Raw genomic sequence first — 23127 nt, 5'->3', positions numbered from 1 at the left:
ACGGTATCCCGTACGTCACCATGGTGTCGTGCCCCGCTACCTCCGCTATCTCCTCCTGTGGCTCTCCTGCACCGCCGTCAGCGTGACGGCGGTGCTGCTGACCGTGCACTTCGTGGTGGGGTCGACCCGGCCCAAGCCGCTGGTGGCGCGGTCGGCGCCGACGGTCTTCACCTCCTCCACGAGCCGCCCCCCGAGCCCGAGCGCCGAGCCCGGGCCGTCCCGCGGCAAGCGCACCGCCACTCCCACGCCCACGGCCTCCCCGTCCCGTGCCGCGACCACCCGGAAGCCGTCCCCCCGGGCGACCCCCCGGCCGAGCCGGAGCACCGCACCGCCGCCGGCGACCTCCGCGCCGCCGAGTGGTCCCGGCGCCTTCACGGACTGCGAGGGCGGGGCGGGTGTGCACACCATCGAGTCGGCCGGGGGACAGGCGACGGTCCGTTTCGGCGACCGCGGGGTGTGCCTGGTCTCGGCCGTTCCGGTCCGGGGCTTCACCGTCCGGACCGAGCAGCGCGAGCGGACGGTGCTGACCGTGACGTTCTCCGGGCAGCGGAGGGAGTCGGAGATCACCGCCACCACCACGCCTCAGAACAAGGCGACGATCAAGGAGACCTCCTGGTGACCCGGTGACCCGGTGACCGGGGCCGGGTGACCGCCGCGGCGGGGCCGGGTGCCGGGGACCCGGCGGGGCGGGCCGGACCGGCCCTACGGCACCACGGTGACCGGCCAGTGGCCCGCCTTGACCAGCCGCACCGCGACCGAGCCGGCCAGGCGGTGCCCGGCACGCTCGGAGGCGCCGACGACCACGGCGTCGGCCTTCAGCCCGTCCGCCGCCTCGGCCAGCACGGTGTACGGGTCACCGTGGAAGGTGTGGAACTCCCAGCGCAGACCGCCGGCCTCCGGCATCCGGCCGATCGCCGAGCGGGCCTCCCGCTCCAGCTCCTCGGCGGCGTCGGCGGTGATCGCCGCCGTGGGGGCGCCCAGCGCGGCTCCGGCCACCAGCAGCGGCTGGACGTGGACGACCGCGAGCAGGGCGTTCTGCCGCCGGGCCAGCCCCGCGGCATAGGCGGTGGCCCGCCAGGAGGAGTCGGAAGCGTCCAGCCCGGCGACGATCACCTTGGGGCCGTCCGTTCCGCGCTCGAAGGGCGCGGGCACCCGTCCCTCCTTCTGCTCCATGCGGCTGAGGCCATAGACGCCGACAGCTTACCGCGCCCGCGGACCGGCGGACCGGCGCGCACCGGACATCCGGGGGGAGGGGCGCATGGCGTGAATCCGATGCCCGATCCGGCCTGATGTGCCCTCAGTTGCCGTGTCCTTCGGCCGTATTGAATGAACGGGCGGGACGCGTGGGGCTCAACTCCCGGAACGCGGCGCACATGCCCATGGTTTGTGACCAGAACGGATCGCAGATTTCCGTTTGAGGTTCCCCTGATGAGGAGCGATCAGTAGCCTCAGGCGCATACACCGGCATAAAAATGGCCGGACCCTCCTGGCCGACAGTTGGAGACCACCGATGGAGCGACCCTCCTGGGCCCCCCAGGGCATCGACCTTTCCGTGCCGAGCGTGTCCCGGATCTACGACTTCTACCTGGGCGGCTCGCACAACTTCGAGGCCGACCGGGAGGCGGCGCGCAGGGCGATGGAGATCATGCCGGGCCTGCCCAAGATCATGCAGGCGAATCGTGCCTTCATGCGGCGGGTCGTACGGTACGCGGTGGGACAGGGCATCACCCAGTTCCTCGACATAGGCTCCGGCATACCGACCTTCGGCAACGTCCACGAAGTCGCCCAGGCGGCGGCCCCGGAGGCGAAGGTCGTGTACGTCGACAACGACCCGGTGGCCGTGGCGCACAGCCGGGCGGTGCTGGAGGGCAACGAGTCCGCGGTCATCACCGCGGCGGACCTGCGCGAGCCGGCGGCCATCCTGTCCAGTCCCGAGGCCGGGAGAATGCTCGACTTCGGGAAACCGGTGGCGCTGCTCCTCGTCGCCGTCCTGCACTTCCTGACCGACGACGACGAACCGCGGCGCATCGTCGCGGAACTGCGCGACGCGCTGCCGCCGGGCAGCCTGATGGCGCTCACCCACGCGTCCACGGAGGGCGGCCCCCTGACGCCCCGCCAGGGCGACGGAGTGGAAGGGGTCTACCAGCAGGCGACCTCCCCGCTGGTCATGCGGTCGCGCCGGGAGGTCGCCCCGTTCTTCGACGGCTTCGAGATGGTCGAGCCGGGCCTCGTCTCGATGCCCGACTGGCGGCCCGACACCCCCGGTGAGCAGGAGGACCCCGTGGTCTACACCGGGTTCGCCGGCGTGGGGCGCAAGGCGTGACGGCCCGGCCGCCCGGGCCCGGGGCCCCCGGCCCAGACGGTTCCGAGGACGGGCCCGACGACAGACTGAGACGGTTCGCCGCGATCTGGAGCCGGGCCATCTACCCGGCCACGGCCACGTCCATGACCCGCGCCGAGTTCGAACAGCATCTGATCCCGCAGGCCCGGCGGCTGGCCGCCGCCCTGCGGACCCGGCCGTTCGACCCGAGCGCGGGGCTGGAGGTCGGGGCCGCGCTCGTCGCGGCGCACTGCACCGACCCCGGGAGCCTGCCGCACACGCTGGGCGTGATCGATTCCTATCTGACGCTCTACTGCCCGCCCGAGGAACCGCAGCCGGTGGAGCAGCTCCGGGCCCGCTGCACCCGGCTCCAGCACGCCGTCGCCGCCGGATTCGCCGAGGCCCTGCGCGAGCGGACCCGCTCCGAGCAGGAGGCCATGTCCCGCGCCGCGCTGCGCGCCCAGGCCGACGCCGAACAGGCCCTGCACCGCAGCGAGGCGAGGTTCCGGGCGGTGTTCGAGGGCGCCGCCATCGGCATCGGCATCGCCGACATGGACGGCCGGGTCGTCGACATCAACGAGAGCATGACCCGGATGTTCGGCGGTCTGGAGCACCATGTGCGCAGCCGCCGGGTGACCGACTGGACCCACCCCGAGGACAGCCCGGGCGTCTGGCGGATGCTGGCCGAACTCATGCGCGGGGAACGCGACCACTTCCGCGTCGACAAGCCGTACTACCGCAATGACGGCACCGTCCTGTGGACCAACCTCACGGTCTCCCTCCTCCGCGACCGGGACGGCACCCCCCGCTACATGCTCGCGCTGATGGAGGACATCACCGAGCGCCGGCTGCTCAACCTCCGCCTCCGCTATGAGGCGACGCACGACGCCCTCACCGGACTCCCCAACCGGACCTTCTTCTTCGAACGGCTGGAATCCGCGGTCGCCGCCCGCGGCGGCACCGCCCGCTTCGGCCTCTGCTACCTGGACCTGGACGGCTTCAAGGCGGTCAACGACCACCTCGGCCACGCCGTCGGCGACCAGCTGCTGGTCGCCGTCGCCGACCGGCTGCAATCGTGCGTCACCTCCCCCGGCCAGCTCGTGGCACGGATCGGCGGCGACGAGTTCGTGGCCCTGATCACCGACCCGCCCGAGCAGAAGGACGTCACCGACTTCGCCGAACGCATCCTCGACGCCCTGTCCACCCCGGTGTCCATCGCCGGCAAGGAACTGACCGTACGGGGCAGCATCGGCATCGTGGACGGCCCGGCGGGCAAGCTCGGCGCCGCCGAAGTGCTGCGCAGCGCCGACATCACCATGTACCGGGCCAAGGCCGCGGGCGGCAACCGCTACGAGCACGCCGACCCGGAGGCCGACACCCGGGTCATCACCCGTCACGGCCTCACCAACAGCCTGCCGATGGCGCTCCAGCGCGGCGAGTTCTTCATCGAGTACCAGCCGCTGGTCCGGCTCAGCGACGGCCAGGTGCACGGCGCGGAGGCCCTCGTCCGCTGGTCCCATCCGCTGCGCGGGGTGCTGGGACCGGACCAGTTCATCCCCCTCGCGGAGAACACCGGCCTGATCGTGCCGCTCGGCCGCTGGGTGCTGGAGGAGGCCGTACGGCAGGCCCGCGACTGGCAGTTCCAGCACATCGACGGCAAGGCGCTGCGGGTCAACGTCAACCTGTCGCCCTGCCAGCTCCACCATCCGCATCTCGTCCGGGACACGGTGGAGGTGCTCAAGGAGGCCGGCCTGGAGCCGTCCTCGCTCTGCCTGGAGGTCACCGAGAGCGCGCTGATCGGCGCCGACGAGACCCTGCTGAAGCCGCTGCGCGAACTGGCCGACCTCGGTGTCGACATCGCCCTCGACGACTTCGGCACCGGCTACTCCAACCTCTCCAACCTCCGCCGGATGCCGCTCAGCACCCTCAAACTCGACCGGTCCTTCACCCGGGGCATGCAGCGGGATCCGGCCGACCCCATCGACATCAAGATCGTGGAGGGCATCGTCTCCCTCGCCCACACCCTCGACCTCGCGGTCACCGTGGAGGGCGTCGAGACCGGCGTCCAGGCCGAACACCTGCGCGTCCTCGGCTGCGACACCGCCCAGGGCTGGTACTACGCCCGGCCCGGTCCGCCCGAGCGGCTCCACACCCTCTCGCTGGCCGACGCGACCTGAGGCACGGCGGGCTCCCCGGGGGGCGTGAACCGGCCATCCTCCGGACGGCTCGCGGGGCCGCGCCCGGGGGGACGTCCGCTGCGCGCGGTCCGCCGGGGGAGACCCCGGCGGCGGACGGGGAGCAGGCCGGCGGTCAGTGCGCGGCTTCCGCGGGGTTGTCCCCGGAGCCGTGCCGAGGACCCTCCCCGGGGTCCTGTTCGAGGTCCAGCTCGAAGGTGAAGTAGACGTTCAGGCAGTAGGGCTCGTCCTCGTCGTACAGGAAGTCCCAGGACACGTCCACCAGACGGACGTTGTGCTCCCGCACCCATTCCTGGGCCTTGCCGAAGACTCCCGCGGCGGTCGTGGCGGAGAACAGCTTCCTGGCCATCGGATGGACCTGGCTCTCCGCGTCCGAGTCGTCGAAACCCTCCGGGACGTCCAGGCAGAGACCGGGGTCGAACTCCATGGGCGATGCTCCTTCCCGCTGGCCGGTACGAGCCGCCGGGTTCCCTTCCCCCGGAGCGGCGCCCGATAGGACCGCCGTACACCCCGGACGGGTTGCCTCGGGCGGCGATCCCGGCGAGGTGCCCGGCGGCCGGAGGCGGCACAGCGCCCATGAGAAAGTCATATAACAAGCCCTTGGCTCCCATCGTTCCACCACCGGAAACGGCAGAACCCGCAGCCGCGGGACGGCGGCGACCGGCTGAGGGGCGCCGCTACGCGGGACGCGCCTCGCGCTGCTGTTCGGCGGCGCGGCGCAGTTGCTCCAGTTTCTCCGGCAGCAGGTGCTGCAGCCCGTAGCGGGCGCGGCCGCGCCGGTAGGAGGTGATGAGCCCGTTCTCCTCGAGCGGCATTCCGGCCGGCCGCCCCACGGTGTTGCCGTTCTCGTCGGGGAGGCCGGCGTGGTTCGGGCGCAGGGACACCCAGAGGCGGGAGGTGCCGTGGGCGAACGCGACCAGTTCCCCGCGGACCGCCAGCCAGCGGTCCAGAGCCGCGCGGGCGAGCGGTGACAGCGGCAGCCACTCGCCCGTGACCGGCGCGGTGGTGCCGTGCTGCGGGCGCCGCTCCACATACACCGAGCCGTGGTCGCCGGTCAGGTGGGTGGTGCGCAGGCCGGTCAGTTCTCCGGAGCGCGCGGCCGTGTCCAGCACCAGGGCGAGCACGGCGGTCAGCCGGGTCCGCCCCGGGGACAGCGGGCCGGCGAGGTCCTGGTCGAGCTGCCGGCGCAGCGCGGAGAGCTGGGCGTGTTCGGGGACGGGCCGCAGCGCCGGGGCCCCGGTGGCCGCCAGGTGCAGAGAAGGGAGGCCGGCCGCTTCCCGCAGCAGGTCGAGGCAGACCAGCCGGGTCTGGTTGGTGTGCTCGGAGGTCGGGGGGCGCCGTCCGGCGATCAGGCGGTGCCGCAGCGCGCCGGACTCCGCCCGGCGCAGATACGGGGCGAGGGCCTGTTCGCCCAGGAGATGGCGCAGGCCGGTCCGGGCCGGTGCGGGCAGTGCGTCCTGCCGGAGAGCGGACTCCAACTCCCTTCGCACCATGCTCAGCTGGCGCCGGCGTGCTTCCCCGGTGCCGGACAGCGCGCCGAGGAGCGCGTCGAGCGCGGCGAGGGACGGATACGGAGGCGTCGGCACCCGGTGATTGTCACTCACCCGGGCCGTTCCCCGCACGGACCGCCGCTTCACCGCCCGCGTCGCCGTCCGCGTTGCCGCCCGCGCCGGGGGCGTGTGCCGTGCCGGAGCGGGCCGGTCAGCCGGCCAGCGGGTCCAGGCGCATCGACTCGACCTTGCCCTCGATCATCGCGCCCAGCCCCCGCACGGCACAGGTGTCCGGGGCCTCGGCGGTGTGCACCGGGATCCCGGTCGCACGGCTCAGCATCGTGTCGAGTCCCGGCAGGAGGGCACCGCCGCCGGCGAGGACGAGGCCGCGTTCGGAGAGGTCCGCGACGAGGTCGGGCGGGCAGCGCCGGAGCACGGTGCGGATCGCGTCCAGCACGGCGGTGAGCGGCCCGCCGACGGCCTGCCGGACGCTTTCGGTGTCCACGGTCACGGTCCGCGCCAGTCCCGTCGTCACGTCGCGGCCGTGCACCTCGGCCACGGCGGGGCCCGGGTCCGCCGAGTGCAGCATCATCCGCAGCGGGCGCACGGCCGGGTGGGGCAGCAGCAGTTCGTGGCGGCTGCGCAGGTGCTCGATGACGGCGTAGTCGATGGCGTCGCCGCCGACCGGTACGGTCTCCGCGGCCACGATCGAGCCGAGCGACAGGACCGCCACCTGCGTGGTGCCCGCGCCGCAGACCACGACCATCGCCGCCTCCGGGTGCTCCACCGGCAGTCCGGAGCCGATGGCCGCGCAGATGAGGGTGTCGGCGAGCTCCACCCGGCGGGCGCCGACGGCGGTGAGCGTCTCGTGCAGCGCGCGCTGGGCGAGGGGTTCGCTGTCGTACGGCACACAGGCGGCGAACCGCATACCGGGGCGGCGGATCCAGGTGCGGCGCAGTTTGCTCCCGATGAGGTGGCGCAGCATGCGGCGGGCGAGGTCGACGTTGACGACCGTGCCGCCCTGCACGGGGCGGACCACCCGGATGTGGTCGGGGGTGCGCCCGGTCATGCGTTCGGCGAGTTCGCCGACGGCGAGGAGTGCGCCGGTGCGGACGTTGACGGCGGCGACGCTCGGCTCGTCGACGATGATGCCGGTGTCCTTGACGTACACCCGGGTCCTCGACGCGCCGAGGTCCACGGCGACCGAGCAGCGGCGCATCTCTTCCATATTGACGGGCACGTCGGGTCCTCCCCTGCGGGACGATTCGGAGGGCGGGCGCGGGCCCGCTTCCGTACAGCCTCCGCCAGACGCGGAGGGCGTGCCCGCCGGGGAGGTCCGGCCGGGTTACCCCGGCGGTCCGTTCGGGGGACGGACGGGAGGGCGCCGCCGGGGCGGGACGGACCCCCGGGGGCCCGTCAGCCCGCCTCCTCCAGCCGGAAGCCGACCTTCAGGCCGACCTGGTAGTGCTCGACCTGTCCGTCCTTGATCTGTCCGCGCATCTCGGTCACCTCGAACCAGTCCAGGTGGCGCAGGGTCTCGGAGGCGCGGCGGATGCCGTTGCGGATCGCGTCGTCCAGTCCCTCGTGCGACGAGCCGACGATCTCGGTCACCCGGTAGACGTGGTTGGTCATGGGGGTTCTCCCTGGCTGTGTGAAGGGCGGGGGCGGGGCGGGGACGGGGTGGTCACGACCCACCGTGCCCCGGCGGCGGCGTCCGCGCGAGGCGAGGGGGCCGAGCGGTGGAGCGGACTACCGCCCGGTGTCGCGCGGGGGCTTCAGCGGGTCGTGGCCCATGTTCATGAGCCGGTGCCGCCAGGAGCTCTGCCCGGCGACCGGTTCCATGTCCTCGCGGCGCTGGTCCGTCACCCGGTCGACGATCTTGTGCATCACCCGGATGTCGTCGTCGGTGAGGTCGGTGCGGCGCTTCTGCAGGATGTGCAGGACGTGCCTGCCCAGCTCGGTGCCGGAGTGGTCCGGTTCGGTCTCGCTGACCTCGCCGGCGGATTCCGTCCGCAGCCATGCGGCGAGTTCCTCGGAGTTCATGTTCACCACGCGGTGGAACTCGTCCCAGAGCGCGTCGAGCTCGATGGTGGAGATGTGAGCCGATGTGTCAGCCACGGTGTGCCTCCCGGGCCCGGTTTCCGTCGGTTCGTCCCGGCGTCAGCGACGCCGGGTGCTTACGACACCCACGGGTGCCCGGCCCGGGCGCGGGGAAACGGGCCCGGGCCGGCGGAGTCCGGACGGGGCGGGACCTGCTGCTCCGGATCCGGGCCGAGGAGGCGGGCGGGCCGACGGCCGGGCGGGACACCGGAGAAGCGGCCGGGCCGGCCGGGGGCGGGCCGCGCCGGTGAGGCGCCGGGCCCGCCCGGACCGTCCGCTCAGTCCCCGGCCGGACCCGCCAGTGACAGGGCGAAGCGGCCCTCGTCGTCCGTCCACCAGTGGCGCAGCTCCAGACCGGCGGCGGCCAGCTCCTGCCGTACGCCCTCGCGCCGGAACTTCGCCGAGACCTCGGTGCGCAGCTCCTCGCCCGCGTCGAAGGTGACGGCGAGGTCCAGGGCGGGGATCTTCGCGGTCAGTGCGTGCCGGGCGCGCAGCCGCATCTCGATCCACTCGTGCTCCGCGTCCCAGAGCGCGACGTGGTCGAAGTCGTCCGGGTCGAAGTCGGCGCCCAGCTCGCGGTCGATGACGGACAGGACGTTCTTGTTGAAGGCCGCGGTGACGCCCTGGGCGTCGTCGTAGGCCGCCACCAGCGTCCGCTCGTCCTTGACCAGGTCGGTGCCGAGCAGCAGCGTGTCGCCGGGGGTGAGCAGGGAGCGCACGGCCGCCAGGAACGCGGCGCGCTCGGCGGGCAGCAGATTGCCGATGGTGCCGCCGAGGAAGGCCACCAGGCGAGGGCCGGGGGTGTCCGGGAGCCGGAGCCCGTGCTGGAAGTCGGCGACCAGGGCGTGGACGTCGAGCTCCGGGTGGTCCGCGAGCAGGCTCTCCCCCGCGAGGCGCAGCGCCGACTCGCTGACGTCCACGGGGACATAGGCCCGCAGGCCGTCCAGGGCCCGCAGCAGATGGCGGGTCTTCTCGGAGGAGCCGGAGCCGAGTTCCACCAGGGTGCGGGCGCCGCTCGCCGCGGCGACGGCGTCCGCGCGGGCGGCGAGGATCTCCCGCTCGGCGCGGGTCGGGTAGTACTCGGGCAGCCGCGTGATCCGCTCGAACAGCTCGCTGCCGCGGGCGTCGTAGAACCACTTGGGCGGCAGCTCCTTGGGGCGGCGGGACAGCCCGCGGAGGACGTCGGTGCGGAGAGCGGCGGCGGTGGCGTCGGCGGGCAGGGTGCGGGTGACGGCGAACGGACTCACGCGGGCTCCTTGAGCGGGGTCAGGAGAACATCGGTGCGGGTGGCGGTGAGCAGGGTGCGGTCGGGTGCCTCGGCCCAGCGGGGGTCGTCGTCGTAGGGCTCGGAGGCCACGACGGTGCGGCGCGCGGCCGGGTCCGCCAGGTACCAGAGGGTGTCCCCCCAGGCGGTGGCGGCCACGGTGCCGCCGTCGGTGAGCAGCAGGTTGAGCCGGGAGCCCGGCGCCGCCGCGGCCAGCTGCTCGACGGCGGCAGAGAGGGCGTCGCCCAGGGCGTCGCCGCGGCGCAGCGCGTGGAGGACGAGCGCCCAGACGAAGGCCGAGTCGCAGCGGGCCTGGAGCGTCAGCAGGTCCTCGGGCGGCAGTCCGGCAGCGAGCGGGGCGGCCGAGGCGGGCCAGCCCGTGAGGGCCCCGTTGTGGCTGAACAGCCAGGGCCCGGCGGCGAAGGGCGCGGCGGCGGCCTCGCCGTCGGCGCCGGCCTCGGTCGCGTCCCGTACGGCCGCGAGCAGCGCACGGGTGCGCACGACGCGGGCGAGGTCGGCGAAGGACTGGTCGGCCCAGACCGGCCCGGCGCGGCGGTAGCGGGCCGGCACCGGGTCGCCGTCCGCGTACCAGCCGACGCCGAAGCCGTCGGCGTTGACGGTGCCGTACCGCTGGCGGCGCGGCGCCCAGGACTGGCGGTACAGCCCGTGCCCGGGGGTCACCAGGACGTCCTGCCAGGGAACGCCGGGTCCCAGGTAGGCCACATGCCGGCACATCAGAGGCACCCCCGTCCCGGGGCCGGGCCGAGGGGGGCGACGGCGGTCGCGGGCGGCCGCCCGCGCCGGGCGGTCACAGGCTCTCCGGCAGGTCGCGGGCCGTGCGGAAACCGGCGAAGATCTGGCGGCGCACCGGCAGGTCCCAGTTGCGGAAGGTGCCCCGGCAGGCCACCGGGTCGACGGCGAAGGAGCCGCCGCGCAGCACCTTCTGCTCCGGGCCGAAGAAGACTTCCGAGTACTCGCGGTAGGGGAAGGCGCGGAAGCCCGGGTAGGGGAGGAAGTCGCTCGCCGTCCACTCCCACACGTCGCCGATCAGCTGCCGCACACCGAGCGGTGAGGCGCCGCGCGGCCAGCTGCCCAGGGGCGCGGGCCGCAGGTGCCGCTGCCCGAGGTTGGCGTGGTCCGGTCCCGGGTCGGCGTCGCCCCAGGGGTAGCGGCGGGAGCGGCCGGTGGCCGGGTCGTGCCGGGCGGCCTTCTCCCACTCGGCCTCGGTGGGCAGGCGCCGGCCGGCCCAGCGGGCGTAGGCGTCGGCCTCGTACCAGCTGACGTGGAGCACGGGTTCACCGGGCGGTACGGGTTCCGTGACGCCGAACCGGCGGCGCACCCAGCCGGAGCCCTCGCGGCGCCAGAACAGGGGGGCCCGCAGGCCGTGTCCGCGGATGTACGCCCAGCCCTGCGGTGCCCACCAGCGCGGTTCCTCGTAGCCGCCGTCCTCGATGAAGCGCAGGTAGGCGCCGTTGCCGACGGGGACGGTGTCGATGAGGAAGGCCGGGACGTCGCGCCGGTGCGCGGGCCGTTCGTTGTCGAGGGCCCACGGTTCGGCGGAGGTGCCCATGGTGAACGGGCCGCCGGGCACGAGGACCTCGGCCGGCAGCGAGGCCGCGTCGGCGGGGGCGGGCGGTGGCGCGGGGGCGGTCAGCGCGGCGGGGCCGCGGCGCAGCTGGTGGGTGATGAGCATGGTCTCGTCGTGCTGCTGCTCGTGCTGGGCGATCATGCCGAAGGCGAAGGCCGCGTCGGTCAGTTCCCGGCCCTCCAGCCGGGTGTCCGCCAGCACGTCGAGGGCCCGGGTCCGCACGTCGGCGACGTAGTGGCGGGCCTCGCCGGGCGGCAGCAGCGGCAGGGAGGGGCGCTCGGCGCGCGGGTGCTCGAAGGCGTCGTAGACGGCGTCGACGTCGGGGCGGAGCGCTTCGCGGCCGCCGACGGCGCGGAGCAGCCACTGGTCCTCGAAGTTGCCGATGTGGGCGAGGTCCCAGACGAGCGGGGACATCAGCGGCGAGTGCTGCGCGGTGAGTTCGGGGTCGTCGACGCAGGAGGTGAGCAGAGCGGTCCGGTCGCGGGCGGCGGTGAGGGCGTCGGCGGCCCGGCGGCGGAAGGCGTCCGGGGCGGTCGCGGGGAGGACGCTCTCCGCGGTGTCGCGGGCGGCGGGGCTGGTCCGTTCGGTGGCCGTCATGGGCGGCTCTCCTTCCCTGGTGCCGGCTGTCCGTGCAGGTCGAGCAGGTCGTCGGCGGGGCAGCGGCCCCGGGCGACATAGCGTTCGGCGAAATCGGCCACCGCGTCGCGTACGGCGGGCGGTGCCCCGAGCCGGGGCAGCGCCTCGCGGGCGGCGGCGAAGCAGGTCCCGGCGGCGGCCCGGAGTGCGGGGTCGGCGAGGCCGTGGCGGGCCGCGGTCCGCCACAGCGGGTTGCCGGGCGGGGGGTCCGTGCCGGCGGTGGCGGCGAGCGGTTCGACGGCCCGTGCGGCCGCCGCGGAGGCGGCCGGGTCGTCGAACAGGGCGGCGGTCACCGCGAGCGGCACCATCCAGCCGTCCTCGCCCGGCTGCGCGTCGATCATGCGCAGCTCCAGATGGCCGCGCGGCCGGACCGGGGGGAAGAGGGTGGTCAGGTGGTAGGCGAGATCGTCGGCGGTCGGAGGCCGGGGGGCGCCGCCCGCGATCCAGTGGCGGAACGTCAGCCCGTCCGGGGGAAGGGTCCACGGCCCGCCGTTGTCGGACCGGACGCACATGACGGGTGCGTCGAGGGCGTACGACGCCCAGGCGGTGCGCGGCTCCGGACCGTCGGGGGGCGCCAGGGCGCGGCCGGGGTCGAGCTCGGCCCAGAGGGCCTGCCGGGTGGAGCGCCAGCCGGTGGGGGCGCCCTGCCGGAGCGGGGAGTTGGCGAAGGCCGCCACGAGCACGGCGCCCAGCAGATGCGCCAGCCGCCAGCGGCGGGCGTGGCCGAGCGGGCCGGGCTCCTCGTGACCGGCGTCCAGGCACACCTGGACGGAGGCGGTGGCGCACATCATGGCCCGGCCGGCGGGACCGGCGCGGTCGAAGTACGCCTCCATGGCGCGGTAGCGGGGAGCGGTGAGCAGCCGGCGCGGGGGGTTCCACGGATCGTGGCCGTGCCCGGCGAGGGCCAGGCCGCGGGCGGCCAGGGCGGTGCGTACGCGGCGCAGATCGGCGGCCGCGTCCGCCACGCAGGCGGCGAGGGAGCCGGCCGGGGGAGAGCTGAGCTCGATCTGCCCGCCGGGTTCGAAGGTGAGCGCGGAGCGGAGGGTGAGGCCGCGCAGGGCGGCGTGGGCGGCGGAGAGCCGGGACGGCTCGACGGCGGAGCGGGCATCGCGCGGATCGTGGATGAACCATTCGAGTTCCACCCCGAGCCTGCGCGGCGGCCCGGTCTTGAAGCAGACGCCACGCACCTGGGCGTCGACCTCGGCGGCGGTGACGGGCCGGGCGCGGGGCTCCGGCGGAGGGATGGGCGCGTCGAAGACATCGGTCATGTCCGGTACCTCCCGGTGTGGCGGCGGCACCTGCTCACGGTAGGTGAACCGGTGCCGTCCCGCATCACCTAACCCGCTGCGGCGGATGTACTCAAGAGTGCCTCTCCGGCCCTCCTTCCCCAAGGGCGGGAAGCGCGGCCCGGGGGCCGGGGGAGAGGGGAGACGGAGCGTGACGGGGGCGCGCCGGGCGGCGGAGAGGGGTGGCGCCGCGGGACGGGGGGCGCTGCGGGACGGGGGACGGCGCGGGGAGGTGCCGCCGTGCCGGCGTGGTCTCCCGGCACCCGGTGAGCGGCGGGAAGTCCCGCCCCCGGCACCGGCGGACTTTCGGCACGGGCGAACGGGCGGGGAGCAGGGCTCCGGGAGAGGGCGGAAGCTCTGCGGCAGGGCCCCGTGGTGGGAGCGGAAGACGGGCGCGGGGCCCGGGTACCAGGGGAGAGGTACCCGGGCCCCGCGCCCGGATCACGCGTCAGGTGCGAGGGGGCCCGGGGAGGCGGCCGGCCGGCGGCCACGCCCCCGGACCGCCGTTACGAGCGGTGGCCCGTCCGGGTGTCGGTGGAGTCGTCCCGGGCGCCGTGGCCGGCCCGGCCGTCCGCGGCACCGCCGAAGCCGTCCTCCTCGCCGAGGCCCTCGTCACCGGCGTCGATGTCACCCGCGTCACCGGCCTCCTCGCCGGCCGCGCCGTCACCGGCCTCGCCGCCCGCGCCGGCCTCGTCACCGGCACCGGCTCCCTCGCCGGCCTCGCCGCCGGCTCCCGCGCCACCGGCGCCGATCGTCGCGCCCACGGCCTCCAGCGCGGTGGTCACCGGCTGGAAGAAGGTCTCGCCGCCGACGGTGCAGTCACCGCTGCCGCCCGAGGTGAGGCCCACGGCCGCGTTGCCGGAGAACATGGCACCGCCGCTGTCGCCCGGCTCGGCGCAGACATCGGTCTGGATCAGGCCGTTGACGATGTCGCCGTTGCCGTAGTTGACGGTGGCGTTGAGGCCGGTGACCGTGCCGTCACTGAGACCGGTGGTGCTGCCGGAGCGCTGCACCGCCATGCCGACACTGGCCTCCGCGGCCTCCGTGATCTCCTGCGTGGTGCCGTCCTGCAGATCGACCGTGCTCGGGGCCTCCGTCGCCGGGTCGTCGTACATCACCAGGGCGAAGTCGCTGACGGGGAAGACGGATTCGGCCGTCGTGCCGAGCGGCTCGGCGCCGGCCTGGTCGTTCGTCCAGGCGGCGGCGACGTTGCCGCAGTGACCGGCGGTCAGGAAGCCCGGGGCGCCGTTCACGTCCACGTTGAAGCCGAGGGAGCAGCGCGAGCCGCCGCCGAAGATGGCGTCGCCGCCGTCGGCGAAGGGCTTGAACTCGCCCTGGCTGCGCTTGACGGTCACCAGGCCCGCCATGCCGTCGGTGGCCTGCTCCAGTGCGGCGAGCTTGTCGCCCGTCACGGTGCGGTCGGCGAGGACGGACACCTTGTTGGTCTTGGGGTCGATCGACCAGGCGGTGCCCGGGATCGACGCCTTGTCGCCGAGTGTCCGGGTGGCCGCCTTCAGCTCGGTCATGCTGTTGTCCACGATCCGCGCCTCGGCGCCCTTGGCGCGGGCGGTCTCCGCGGCTTCCTCGTCCAGGACGTTCATGACGAGCCGCCCGGACTCGCCGTCGAAGTACCAGCCAGCGGCGTCGGCGCCCAGGTCGGCCGCGAGGGCGGTGCCGGTCTTGGCCGCGGCCGGGCCGGCGAACGTTCTGGGGGTGGCCTCCTTCTCGTCACTGGCGTTCGCGTTCGGCAGCAGGATCACCGCTCCCGCGAGGGCGGCTGCGGAGGCCGCGGCTATGGCGCCCGTCCGCTTGTTGACTCGTCGGTGGCTCAACTGACTGACCTCCATCGGGGGGCGGACCGGCCGCTGGGGGTCCGGCCGGTCCGGCTTGTGGGGCTGCGGCGGGGCGGACACCGCGAGCGGGTCCTCCTGCCGTGCGGACAGACGCGAGCGGTCGCGGTGCTCGGCTCCCCGTGCGCCTGTTCACCCATCACCTACGTACGGCGGCCCGGATTGCCTCAAGGGGACAGAGAATTGACGAGAAGTGCCCGGTGGGACGTGGGCTGCACGGGCCCGGAGCATGGGGGTGAAGGCCTCGTGCACAGCGGTACGCCCGCCGCGGCGGTGTGCCGTGGCGGGCGTACGGGGGTGGGCGGGCAGCCTCTCAGCAGGAGAGATTGCCGCCCGGGTCGGTGCCGAGGATGCCCGTGAACTGCCGGTACTTGTCGATGCGGCTCTGTACCTGCGCCGGGTTCCTCCCGTCGCACTCCAGGCTGCCGTTGATGCTGCGGATGGTCTGGCCGAAACCGTGACCGCCGGTCATCGCGGCGTGGCCGGTCATGCTGCCGGGACCGCTCTGGGTGTTCCAGTACCACAGGGCGGTCTTCCAGGCCACGGCCGCGTCGTTCTGCACCAGGAACGGGTTGTTCAGCAGATCGATGCCGAGGGCGTCACCGGCCGCCTTGTAGTTGAAGTTCCAGCTCAGCTGGATGGGCCCGCGGCCGTAGTACGCGTCGTGCCCGGCGGGGCAGCCGTACGGCTGGGACGTGTCGCAGTAGTGCGGGTAGTTGGCGGTGTTCTGCTCGACGATGTGCACCAGGCCGCCGGTCTCGTGGGCGACGTTGGCCAGGAAGGCGGCCGCTTCCTGCCGCTTGACGGTGTCGCTGCCGGTGTTGGCGAAGCCGGGGTAGGCGCTCAGCGCCGCCTTCAGACCGCTGTAGGTGTAGAAGGAGTTCCGGTTCGGGAACATGCGCTCGAACTGGGCCTCGCTCACCACGAAGCCGCTGGGTGCCGGGTCGCCGCCCTCGCAGGAGTACGGCTCCCAGTACCAGGTGCTGATCACCGGGTCGTATCCCGGGTTGTCGTGCTCGGCGCGGTAGTACCGGCCGTCGGTGTAGCGGACGACCGAGCCCGCCGGGTACCACTGCCCGGCCGTCCAGTTCTGCGCGGAGCAGGCCGCGGTCCGGGCCGCGGAACCGGGAGCGGCCGAGGCGGCCACGGGTGCGGCCAGTCCGCCGCAGACGAGCAGGGTGGTGAGTGACGCCAGAAGACGTCGCGACACGCGATCACTCCTTATGCGGCAGTGCGCCGCCTTGGGCCGGCCCCGGCACGGGTCCGCGCCTCGGGCCGCGGGCAGGGGGCGCCGCGGCCGGGCGGCCCGCCGGGCCGGCCGATGGGGGGTTGGTCAGGCACTCAATCGCACTGGTCTACACCAGTCAAGGTCTAGACCATTTTTTTTCTCCGGGCAGGGGCCGAACGCGGCCCTCTGTCAGGGGTGTTGGCCGGTGTTGCCCGTCTTGTCGCCACGGCGGCCGTGCCGGTTCGGGGCGGGGTTTGCGTGTTCCGGCGGCCCGGCCGGGCGGGCGTCCGTGGGCGGGGGCGGCCGGGGGATGGTGGCAGGGATCTCGCCCCGCCTCTGTTCCCGGAGCAGAGCGACCGCTTAGTATGCCGCTGGCGGGTGGTCCGCAGCTTCCGCCCCCCTCAGTCCCCTGTCACTTGTCGACGCTGTACGGAACGGTTCACGGAGGCCACCGGATGAAGGCATGGCGCGTACACGAGAACGGCGAACCGCGCGAGGTGATGCGCCTCGACGAGGTGCCCGACCCCGTGCCCGGCCCGGGGCAGCTGCTGCTGCGGGTCCGCGCCGCCAACGTCAACTTCCCCGACGCACTGCTCTGCCGCGGCCAGTACCAGGTCCGGCCACCGCTGCCCTTCACCCCCGGCGTCGAGGTCTGCGCCGAGGTCGTCGCCGCCGGTGACGCCACCGGGGCCCGGCCCGGCGCCCGCGTCCTCGCCCAGCCGCCGCTGCCCGGCGGCGGATTCGCCGAACTCACCGTCGCCGACTCCGCCACCGTGCTGCCCGCACCGGAGGCACTCGACGACGCCGAGGCCGCCGCCCTGCACATCGGGTACCAGACCGGCTGGTTCGGTCTCCACCGCCGGGCCCGGCTCCAGCCCGGGGAGACCCTGCTCGTGCACGCCGCCGCGGGCGGGGTCGGCAGCGCCGCGGTCCAGCTCGGCAAAGCGGCGGGAGCCACCGTCATCGGCGTCACCGGCGGAGCGGAGAAGGCCGCCGTGGCCCGCGAACTGGGCTGCGACCTCGTCATCGACCGGCACACCGACGACATCGTCGCCACCGTCAAGGAGGCCACCGGCGGCCGGGGCGCCGACGTGGTCTACGACCCGGTGGGCGGCGACGCCTACGCCAAGTCCGTCAAATGCATCGCCTTCGAGGGGCGGGTGATCGTCGTCGGCTTCGCCGGCGGCACCGTCCCCGCTCCCGGCCTCAACCACGCCCTGGTCAAGAACTACTCGATCCTCGGCCTGCACTGGGGGCTCTACAACACCAAGGACCCGGCCGCCGTCCGCGCCTGCCACGAGGAACTCACCGGACTCGCCGCCCGGGGTGCCATCAAACCCCTGGTCAGCGAGCGCGTACCGCTCGACGGCGCCGCCGCGGCCGTCCAGCGCGTGGCCGACGGCCTGACCACCGGCCGCGTCGTCATCACCCCCAACTGACCGCAAGGAGCCGCGACATGCCGCGCAACGCCGCCGCACCGCAGCCGGCACCGGACGCCGACGGGCTGCGCCGCCGCGTCCGGGACCTGCTCGACGCCCACGACCCCGCCACCACACCCCGCGAGGAGTTCCTCCGGGCCCGCTTCGACGCCGGACTCGCCTGGGTGCACTTCCCCGAAGGCCTCGGCGGCCTCGGCGCTCCGCGCTCCCTGCAGCGGGTCGTCGACACCGAACTGGAGGCGGCCGGCGCCCCCGACAACGACCCCCGCCGGATCGGTATCGGCCTCGGCATGGCCGCGCCGACCATCCTGCGGTACGGCACCGAGGAGCAGAAGGAACGCTTCCTGCGGCCGCTGTGGACCGGCGAGGAGGTGTGGTGCCAGCTCTTCAGCGAGCCCGGCGCCGGCTCCGACCTCGCGGCCCTCGCCACCCGCGCCGTGCGCGAGGACGGCACCGGCGACTGGGTGGTCGACGGCCAGAAGGTGTGGACCTCCAGCGCCCACGTCGCCCGCTGGGCCATCCTCATCGCCCGCACCGACCCGGACCAGCCCAAACACCGCGGCATCACCTACTTCCTCTGCGACATGACCGACCCGGGTGTGGAGGTGCGCCCGCTGCGCCAGATCACCGGCGAGGCCGAGTTCAACGAGGTCTTCCTCACCGGGGTGCGCATCCCCGACAGCCACCGGCTGGGGGAGATCGGCGATGGCTGGAAGGTCGCCCAGACCACGCTCAACAACGAGCGCGTCGCCATCGGCGGCGGACGCATCCCGCGTGAGGGCGGCATGATCGGCAAGGCCGCCGCCAGCTGGCGGGAACGGCCCGAACTGCGCACCCACGACCTGCACCAGCGACTGCTCGGGCTGTGGGTCGAGGCCGAGGCGGCCCGCCTCGCCGCCATCCGCCTCGGGCAGCAGCTCGCCACCGGCCAGCCCGGACCCGAGGGCGTGGCCATGAAACTCGGCTTCGCCCGGCTCGCCCAGGAGATCAGCGGTCTGGAGGTCGAGCTCCTCGCCGACGAGGGACTCACCTACCAGGACTGGACGATGGTCCGCCCGCAGCACGTCGACTTCACCGGACGCGACGCCGGCTACCGCTATCTGCGCGCCAAGGGCAACTCCATCGAGGGCGGCACCTCCGAGGTCCTGCTCAACATCGTCGCCGAACGCGTCCTCGGCCTGCCCGGCGAACCGCGCACCGACAAGGACGTCCCCTGGAAGGAACTCGCCCGATGAGCGCCGCCACCACCGGTCACGCCACCACCGCCCCCGCGGAGCAGCCCGTACCGGACCTGCTGTACTCCGAGGCGGAGGAGGACCTGCGCTCCGCCGTACGGTCCCTGCTCACCGACCGCTGCGGGCCGGCCGCCGTCCTCGCCCGGATCGAGACCGGCCGGCCGTACGACCCGGACCTGTGGACAGCGCTCGGCGCCGGCATGGGCGCCGCCGGACTGCTCGTACCGGAGAGCCTCGGCGGTCAGGGCGCCTCCGCCCGTGAGGCGGCCGTCGTCCTGGAGGAACTCGGCCGAGCCGCGGCCCCGTCCCCCTATCTCACCAGTGCCGTCATCGCCGTCGAGGCCCTGCTCTCCACCGAACCGGAGGAGGGCACGGACACCGCGGCGCTGCTGGCCGGCCTCGCCGACGGCCGGTCCACCGCGGCCCTGGCCCTGCCCTGGTCCACCGCCCCCGGTTCGCGGCCCGCCACGACCGTACGGGCCGGTGACGGCGCGGCGCTCACCGGCACCGTGCGCGGTGTCGCCGACGCCGGCGAGGCCCGGACGCTGCTCGTCCCCGCCGAGGGGCCCGGGGGGCTCGGGCTCTACGCCGTCGAGGCGGCGGCGCCGGGCGTCACCATCACCCCGCTGGTGCCGCTCGACCTCACCCGCCCCCTCGCCGACGCCGCTTTCGACAACGCGCCCGCCCGGCCCGTCGCCGGTCCGGACCGGGCCGAGGCCGCCATCCGCCGCGCGCTGTCCGCCGGAGCGGGACTGCTCGCCTCGGAACAGCTCGGCATCGCCGAATGGTGCCTCACCGAGACGGTCCGGCACACCCGGGAGCGGCACCAGTTCAACCGGCCCGTCGGCTCCTTCCAGTCGCTCAAGCACCGGCTCGCCGCGCTCTGGCTCGACATCGTCTCGGCCCGTGCCGCGGCCCGCAACGCGGCCGACGCCCTCGCCACCGGCTCCCCGGACCTGCCCGTGGCCGTGGCCGTCGCCCAGGCCCACTGCTCGCGGACGGCCGTCCGCGCCGCGGAGGAGTGCGTCCAGCTGCACGGCGGCATCGGCATGACCTGGGAACACCCCGCGCACCTCTACCTCAAGCGGGCCAAGGCGGACGCCACGGCGCTCGGCACCGCGGGACGGCACCGGGAGGCCCTCGCCGGCCTGGTGGACCTCCCCGCACCGTCCCACTGACAGCGGACGGAGCCGGGCACGGCGCGGAGGGCCCCGGCGGGGGGAGGGCCCTCCCCCCGCCGCCGCATCCCGCACGGCGGCGTCCCGGTCCGCCGCCCGCGTCCGACCCCAGGGCCACCACCGGGGAAACGGCGCATCAACTCTCGGTGGAGGCAGGTACGTTGCGATGACCGATAGCCACCGGAGCGGCGATACTCGGGCACGGTCCACCCGACACCCGACCCCGGCCCGTGAGCACCGCGAACCGCGGCCGCCACGCGGCCGGTTCGCCGCGCCGTCCGCCCGGGAGGCTCCATGGCCCTCGTACGCCCCACCCGCCGCACGCTCGTCACGTCCTTCGCCGCCGCCCTCGCCGGCACCGCCGCCGCACCGGCCACCGCACGGGCGGCGGCCGCACCGGTCCCGGCCCGCCGTGGCCCCGCGCCCCTGCGCCGGGCACACGCGCACAACGACTACGAACATCCCCGCCCCCTTCTCGACGCCCTCGATCACCGGTTCACCAGCGTCGAGGCCGATATCTGGCTCGTCGACGGACAACTCCTCGTGGGTCACGACGCGGAGGACCTCACCCCCGAACGCACCCTGGAGACGCTCTACCTCGACCCTCTGATGCGCCGGGTGCGCGCCCACCACGGCGCGGTGTATCCCGGCCACCACCGGCCCGTGCAACTCCTCGTCGACCTCAAGAACACCGGCGAGGCGAGCTATCTCGAACTCCACCGCCGGCTCCGGCGCTACCGGCGGATGATGAGCGTGGCAGTGGACGGCCGCGTCCGCCCCGGCGCGGTCACCGCCGTGATCTCCGGCGACCGCGCGGCCCGCGGGCCCCTGGAGGCACAGCGTCTGCGGTACGCCTTCTACGACGGCCGTCTCGACGACCTCGGGGGCGGCTCCCCGGCCTCGCTCGCCCCGCTGATCAGCAGCAACTGGACCCAGAGCTTCGGCTGGCGCGGGGTGGGACCGATGCCCGCCGCCGAGCGCGGAAGACTCCACGAGATCGTCACCGCCGCTCACGGCGAAGGCCGACGGGTGCGCTTCTGGGCCACCCCCGACACGCCGGGCCCGGCGCGCGACGCCGTCTGGTCGGAACTCCTCACCGCGGGAGCGGACCACATCAACACCGATGACCTGGCCGGTCTGGAGGCGTTCCTCGACCGCCACGCCGGACAGCGGCGATAACTCTCGGTCAGCACCCGATCGGCGGACGGACGGACAGCCGGTGCGGAGCGCGCCATGGGCCACACTGACGCCCCAGAGCCGCTCCGTACCGCGTCCCGGCCGTACCTGCGGGTGGCCGGCCGAGGAGGTTGTCCTCGATGGTCGTATCCATCTCCGTGCTCCTGCTGCTCCTGATCATCACGCTGATCTTCCTGCGCAGCGGATCCCTCAAGACCTCGCACGCGATCCTGTGCGCCGTGGTGGGATTCCTGATCGCGGGCACCGGCGTGGCCCCCTCCGTGTACAACGGGATCTCGGCCACCGCGCAGCTCGTCAGCGGCATCCGCCCCTGACCGCGGAGCCCGCCGCGCGACCGGCCGGCCCTCCCGGGAGGGCACCCCGGGCCCGCTCGCCGCTGTTCCCCGGCTCCATGGCCCCATCCGGCCCCGGACGTCCGCTTCCGCCACCATGCCGCCGCCCTCCCGATGCGCATCCACCTCATCACTCTTGGTGACGACCGTAGCGCGAGGAGAGGACATCCGTCCGGGCCTGTGGATAACCCGAAAAGGCGCAGGTCGAGCAGGAAGGCGCAGGTCGGTCGGGGGCCGGGCGGCGGGCGGTCCGGGCGGCGCCTCACGGCCCCGGTCCGGGCCCCGCGCCCGAAAGGGGTACCGTCCCTCCGCATCCCCAGGGCCGCGTCCGTCCCGCCCGGCTCCTCAGACCTCCGCCGCCAGCAGCCGGGACCGGATGAGGAACCGGACGCCGTCGGGGGCCTCCAGCGAGAACCCGCTGCCCCGGCCCTCCACCACGTCCACGATCAGCCGGGTGTGGCTCCACCGCTCGTACTGACTGGCCGACATCCAGAACGGCACCCGCTCCGGCACCCCCTCGACCGCCAGCTCCGCCAGCAGCACATCGGATCCGCCCGTCCTGAACTCCCCGGCCGGATAGCACATCGGCGCGCTGCCGTCGCAGCACCCGCCCGACTGGTGGAACATCAGCGGCCCGTGAGCCTCGCGCAGGCGCCGCAGCAGGTCCGCCGCCGGCCCGGTCAGCTCCACCCTGGCCGTGTCCGTGCTGTCGCTCATGTCCGCTCCGCAGTCGTCGGTTCGGCAAGTCCCCGGACGGCCCTCGCCGATGGCCGCGGCTCCGTGCCGCACGGTGCCGCCGTTCCACCGTCACACCGGCGACGGCCGGGCGGCAAGCCCCGCGCACGCCGGGCCGCGCGGAAATGCGTTGCCGGGCCCGGCAGCCGCCGGAAAGGATCGGGACATGCTGATCCGACGCGAGACACCCGCAGACCTCGAGGGCATTCGTGCCGTCCACCGCGCCGCCTTCGCCGGGCCGGACACGGCACCCGGCCAACCGCCCGTCGAGGTGGGCCTGGTGGACGCGTTGCGGGTGGACGGGGCATGGATCCCCGAGCTGTCGCTGGTGGCGGTGGGCGCCGGGGGAGAGGTGGCCGGACACGTCGTGTGCACCCGCGGCCGCGTCGGAACGGCTCCCGCTCTCGGTCTCGGGCCGCTCGGTGTGCTGCCGGCCCTGCAGCGGCAGAGCGTCGGATCCGCCCTGATGCACGCCGTGCTGGGTGCCGCCGACGCGCTCGGCGAGCCGCTCGTCGTGCTCCTCGGCCACACCGGGTACTACCCGCGCTTCGGCTTCCGGCCGGCCGCCGAGTACGGCATCGTCCCGCCCGTCCCCGCGTGGACCGAGCACTTCCAGGCCCGCGCCCTCACGGCCTACGACCCCGCACTGCGCGGGCCGTTCACCTACGCCGGGCCGTTCAACGACCTGTGAGGGCAGGGCATCCCGCGTTTCCCGACTCGCTCAGCGGATTCGGTGGCCACTGCATTAATCCAGAATGGAACGAATGGCCCGGCCGCCGCTTCCGGGCCGTGGCGCGAACTCACTGACCGGTTTCCGGCCGAAAGGGCGCCGGAAGGGGCTTTCGGTGAGCCGCGTGGCCATATTCCGGTACGCCATGGTCTCCTCACCGGACGATGCGGCCGGGCCCCTGAGTTGCCTGCGGGCCCCGGATCGCTTTGTTTCGGCCGTGTTTCCCGGGTGAGACGCGCACCCTTGTCATGGTCCTGGGGACCTCCTATTGTGGGAGCGCTCCCACCCCTGCCCCCCCACGGGTCAGCAGGAGGCCAGGTAATG

The 23127-nt window shown here is 74.3% G+C and carries 22 protein-coding genes; 9 read left to right on the top strand and 13 right to left on the bottom strand.

The window, feature by feature from the left end:
* Positions 1-28: 28 nt before the first annotated feature.
* Entirely contained in the window at positions 29-619 is a 591-nt protein-coding gene (locus LIX60_RS02850; RefSeq protein WP_227957046.1) for a hypothetical protein, read from the top strand.
* 83 nt (positions 620-702) lie between these two features.
* On the opposite strand, the gene LIX60_RS02845 is transcribed toward LIX60_RS02850, so the two are convergent.
* Positions 703-1173, bottom strand: a complete 471-nt coding sequence (locus LIX60_RS02845) for a universal stress protein (RefSeq protein WP_227957045.1) — start codon at positions 1171-1173, stop codon at positions 703-705.
* 337 nt (positions 1174-1510) lie between these two features.
* On the opposite strand from LIX60_RS02845, the gene LIX60_RS02840 reads away from it, so the two are divergent.
* Together LIX60_RS02840 and LIX60_RS02835 are read left to right on the top strand one after the other, a co-directional pair.
* Complete coding sequence (locus tag LIX60_RS02840; RefSeq protein WP_227957044.1) at positions 1511-2323, top strand: SAM-dependent methyltransferase; 813 nt, start codon at positions 1511-1513, stop codon at positions 2321-2323.
* The gene (locus tag LIX60_RS02835) at positions 2320-4497 is read left to right on the top strand and encodes a bifunctional diguanylate cyclase/phosphodiesterase (protein ID WP_227957043.1); all 2178 of its coding nucleotides are present in this window, start codon (positions 2320-2322) and stop codon (positions 4495-4497) included. The genes LIX60_RS02840 and LIX60_RS02835 overlap by 4 nt, the downstream gene beginning before the upstream one ends.
* A gap of 133 nt (positions 4498-4630) precedes the next feature.
* On the opposite strand, the gene LIX60_RS02830 is transcribed toward LIX60_RS02835, so the two are convergent.
* From LIX60_RS02830 to LIX60_RS02780, 11 genes are all read right to left on the bottom strand, one after another.
* Positions 4631-4942, bottom strand: a complete 312-nt coding sequence (locus LIX60_RS02830; RefSeq protein WP_227957042.1) for a hypothetical protein — start codon at positions 4940-4942, stop codon at positions 4631-4633.
* A 250-nt stretch (positions 4943-5192) separates the two neighbouring features.
* Positions 5193-6101, bottom strand: a complete 909-nt coding sequence (locus LIX60_RS02825; protein ID WP_227957041.1) for a hypothetical protein — start codon at positions 6099-6101, stop codon at positions 5193-5195.
* 115 nt (positions 6102-6216) lie between these two features.
* A complete protein-coding gene (locus LIX60_RS02820) occupies positions 6217-7245 on the bottom strand; it encodes a rod shape-determining protein (RefSeq protein ID WP_227957040.1) in 1029 nt (342 codons plus the stop codon).
* 176 nt (positions 7246-7421) lie between these two features.
* Positions 7422-7637: a dodecin gene (locus LIX60_RS02815; protein ID WP_019706615.1), complete on the bottom strand. Its 216-nt coding sequence runs from the start codon at positions 7635-7637 to the stop codon at positions 7422-7424.
* 117 nt (positions 7638-7754) lie between these two features.
* Positions 7755-8123 (bottom strand): DUF3140 domain-containing protein, encoded by a 369-nt coding sequence (locus tag LIX60_RS02810; RefSeq protein WP_019706616.1) that lies wholly within the window; start codon positions 8121-8123, stop codon positions 7755-7757.
* A 260-nt stretch (positions 8124-8383) separates the two neighbouring features.
* A complete protein-coding gene (egtD, locus tag LIX60_RS02805) occupies positions 8384-9352 on the bottom strand; it encodes an L-histidine N(alpha)-methyltransferase (RefSeq protein WP_227957039.1) in 969 nt (322 codons plus the stop codon).
* Entirely contained in the window at positions 9349-10104 is a 756-nt protein-coding gene (gene egtC / locus LIX60_RS02800; protein WP_227957038.1) for an ergothioneine biosynthesis protein EgtC, read from the bottom strand. Before egtC ends, egtD begins: the two co-directional genes overlap by 4 nt.
* A 73-nt stretch (positions 10105-10177) precedes the next feature.
* Entirely contained in the window at positions 10178-11554 is a 1377-nt protein-coding gene (gene egtB / locus LIX60_RS02795) for an ergothioneine biosynthesis protein EgtB (RefSeq protein WP_227957037.1), read from the bottom strand.
* A complete protein-coding gene (egtA, locus tag LIX60_RS02790; protein ID WP_227957036.1) occupies positions 11551-12861 on the bottom strand; it encodes an ergothioneine biosynthesis glutamate--cysteine ligase EgtA in 1311 nt (436 codons plus the stop codon). Before egtA ends, egtB begins: the two co-directional genes overlap by 4 nt.
* Before the next feature lie 524 nt (positions 12862-13385).
* Positions 13386-14711, bottom strand: a complete 1326-nt coding sequence (locus LIX60_RS02785) for a S1 family peptidase (protein WP_227957035.1) — start codon at positions 14709-14711, stop codon at positions 13386-13388.
* A 331-nt stretch (positions 14712-15042) separates the two neighbouring features.
* Positions 15043-15939, bottom strand: a complete 897-nt coding sequence (locus LIX60_RS02780; RefSeq protein WP_227957034.1) for a glycoside hydrolase family 19 protein — start codon at positions 15937-15939, stop codon at positions 15043-15045.
* 473 nt (positions 15940-16412) lie between these two features.
* Here LIX60_RS02780 and LIX60_RS02775 point away from each other — a divergent pair, with 473 nt between their 5' ends.
* The 5 genes from LIX60_RS02775 (at position 16413) to LIX60_RS02755 (ending at position 21320) form a co-directional block, all read left to right on the top strand.
* The gene (locus LIX60_RS02775; protein ID WP_227957033.1) at positions 16413-17396 is read left to right on the top strand and encodes an NADPH:quinone oxidoreductase family protein; all 984 of its coding nucleotides are present in this window, start codon (positions 16413-16415) and stop codon (positions 17394-17396) included.
* A 17-nt stretch (positions 17397-17413) separates the two neighbouring features.
* Positions 17414-18631: an acyl-CoA dehydrogenase family protein gene (locus tag LIX60_RS02770; RefSeq protein ID WP_227957032.1), complete on the top strand. Its 1218-nt coding sequence runs from the start codon at positions 17414-17416 to the stop codon at positions 18629-18631.
* Positions 18628-19809 carry an acyl-CoA dehydrogenase family protein gene (locus tag LIX60_RS02765; protein WP_227957031.1) on the top strand — a complete coding sequence of 394 codons (1182 nt, stop codon included), beginning with the start codon at positions 18628-18630 and terminating at the stop codon, positions 19807-19809. The genes LIX60_RS02770 and LIX60_RS02765 overlap by 4 nt, the downstream gene beginning before the upstream one ends.
* Positions 19810-20103: 294 nt before the next feature.
* Entirely contained in the window at positions 20104-20988 is an 885-nt protein-coding gene (locus tag LIX60_RS02760) for a phosphatidylinositol-specific phospholipase C/glycerophosphodiester phosphodiesterase family protein (protein WP_227957030.1), read from the top strand.
* Positions 20989-21125: 137 nt separating this feature from the next.
* Positions 21126-21320, top strand: coding sequence for a hypothetical protein (locus LIX60_RS02755; protein ID WP_019708027.1), 195 nt, complete (start codon positions 21126-21128; stop codon positions 21318-21320).
* Between the two features lie 363 nt (positions 21321-21683).
* Here LIX60_RS02755 and LIX60_RS02750 read toward each other — a convergent pair whose 3' ends face one another.
* Complete coding sequence (locus tag LIX60_RS02750; protein ID WP_227957029.1) at positions 21684-22055, bottom strand: DUF779 domain-containing protein; 372 nt, start codon at positions 22053-22055, stop codon at positions 21684-21686.
* A 184-nt stretch (positions 22056-22239) separates the two neighbouring features.
* On the opposite strand from LIX60_RS02750, the gene LIX60_RS02745 reads away from it, so the two are divergent.
* A complete protein-coding gene (locus tag LIX60_RS02745) occupies positions 22240-22764 on the top strand; it encodes a GNAT family N-acetyltransferase (protein ID WP_227957028.1) in 525 nt (174 codons plus the stop codon).
* Positions 22765-23127 lie beyond the last annotated feature (363 nt).

The sequence above is a fragment of the Streptomyces sp. S07_1.15 genome (assembly GCF_020739505.1).
GTDB classification, from domain to species: Bacteria; Actinomycetota; Actinomycetes; order Streptomycetales; family Streptomycetaceae; genus Streptomyces; species Streptomyces xinghaiensis.
The sequence above is the reverse complement of the archived record's forward strand: the minus strand, read 5'-3'. Positions and strand labels throughout refer to the sequence as shown.

Bases quoted from the DNA above. Each gene is read 5' to 3' on its own strand.
- LIX60_RS02770 (WP_227957032.1), top strand. From the start codon at position 17,414: ATGCCGCGCAACGCCGCCGCACCGCAGCCGGCACCGGACGCCGACGGG.
- LIX60_RS02840 (WP_227957044.1), top strand. From the start codon at position 1,511: ATGGAGCGACCCTCCTGGGCCCCCCAGGGCATCGACCTTTCCGTGCCG.
- LIX60_RS02750 (WP_227957029.1), bottom strand. From the start codon at position 22,055: ATGAGCGACAGCACGGACACGGCCAGGGTGGAGCTGACCGGGCCGGCG.
- egtA (WP_227957036.1), bottom strand. From the start codon at position 12,861: ATGACCGATGTCTTCGACGCGCCCATCCCTCCGCCGGAGCCCCGCGCC.
- LIX60_RS02765 (WP_227957031.1), top strand. From the start codon at position 18,628: ATGAGCGCCGCCACCACCGGTCACGCCACCACCGCCCCCGCGGAGCAG.
- LIX60_RS02775 (WP_227957033.1), top strand. From the start codon at position 16,413: ATGAAGGCATGGCGCGTACACGAGAACGGCGAACCGCGCGAGGTGATG.
- egtC (WP_227957038.1), bottom strand. From the start codon at position 10,104: ATGTGCCGGCATGTGGCCTACCTGGGACCCGGCGTTCCCTGGCAGGAC.
- LIX60_RS02745 (WP_227957028.1), top strand. From the start codon at position 22,240: ATGCTGATCCGACGCGAGACACCCGCAGACCTCGAGGGCATTCGTGCC.
- LIX60_RS02845 (WP_227957045.1), bottom strand. From the start codon at position 1,173: ATGGAGCAGAAGGAGGGACGGGTGCCCGCGCCCTTCGAGCGCGGAACG.
- LIX60_RS02815 (WP_019706615.1), bottom strand. From the start codon at position 7,637: ATGACCAACCACGTCTACCGGGTGACCGAGATCGTCGGCTCGTCGCAC.
- egtB (WP_227957037.1), bottom strand. From the start codon at position 11,554: ATGACGGCCACCGAACGGACCAGCCCCGCCGCCCGCGACACCGCGGAG.
- LIX60_RS02755 (WP_019708027.1), top strand. From the start codon at position 21,126: ATGGTCGTATCCATCTCCGTGCTCCTGCTGCTCCTGATCATCACGCTG.
- LIX60_RS02830 (WP_227957042.1), bottom strand. From the start codon at position 4,942: ATGGAGTTCGACCCCGGTCTCTGCCTGGACGTCCCGGAGGGTTTCGAC.
- LIX60_RS02760 (WP_227957030.1), top strand. From the start codon at position 20,104: ATGGCCCTCGTACGCCCCACCCGCCGCACGCTCGTCACGTCCTTCGCC.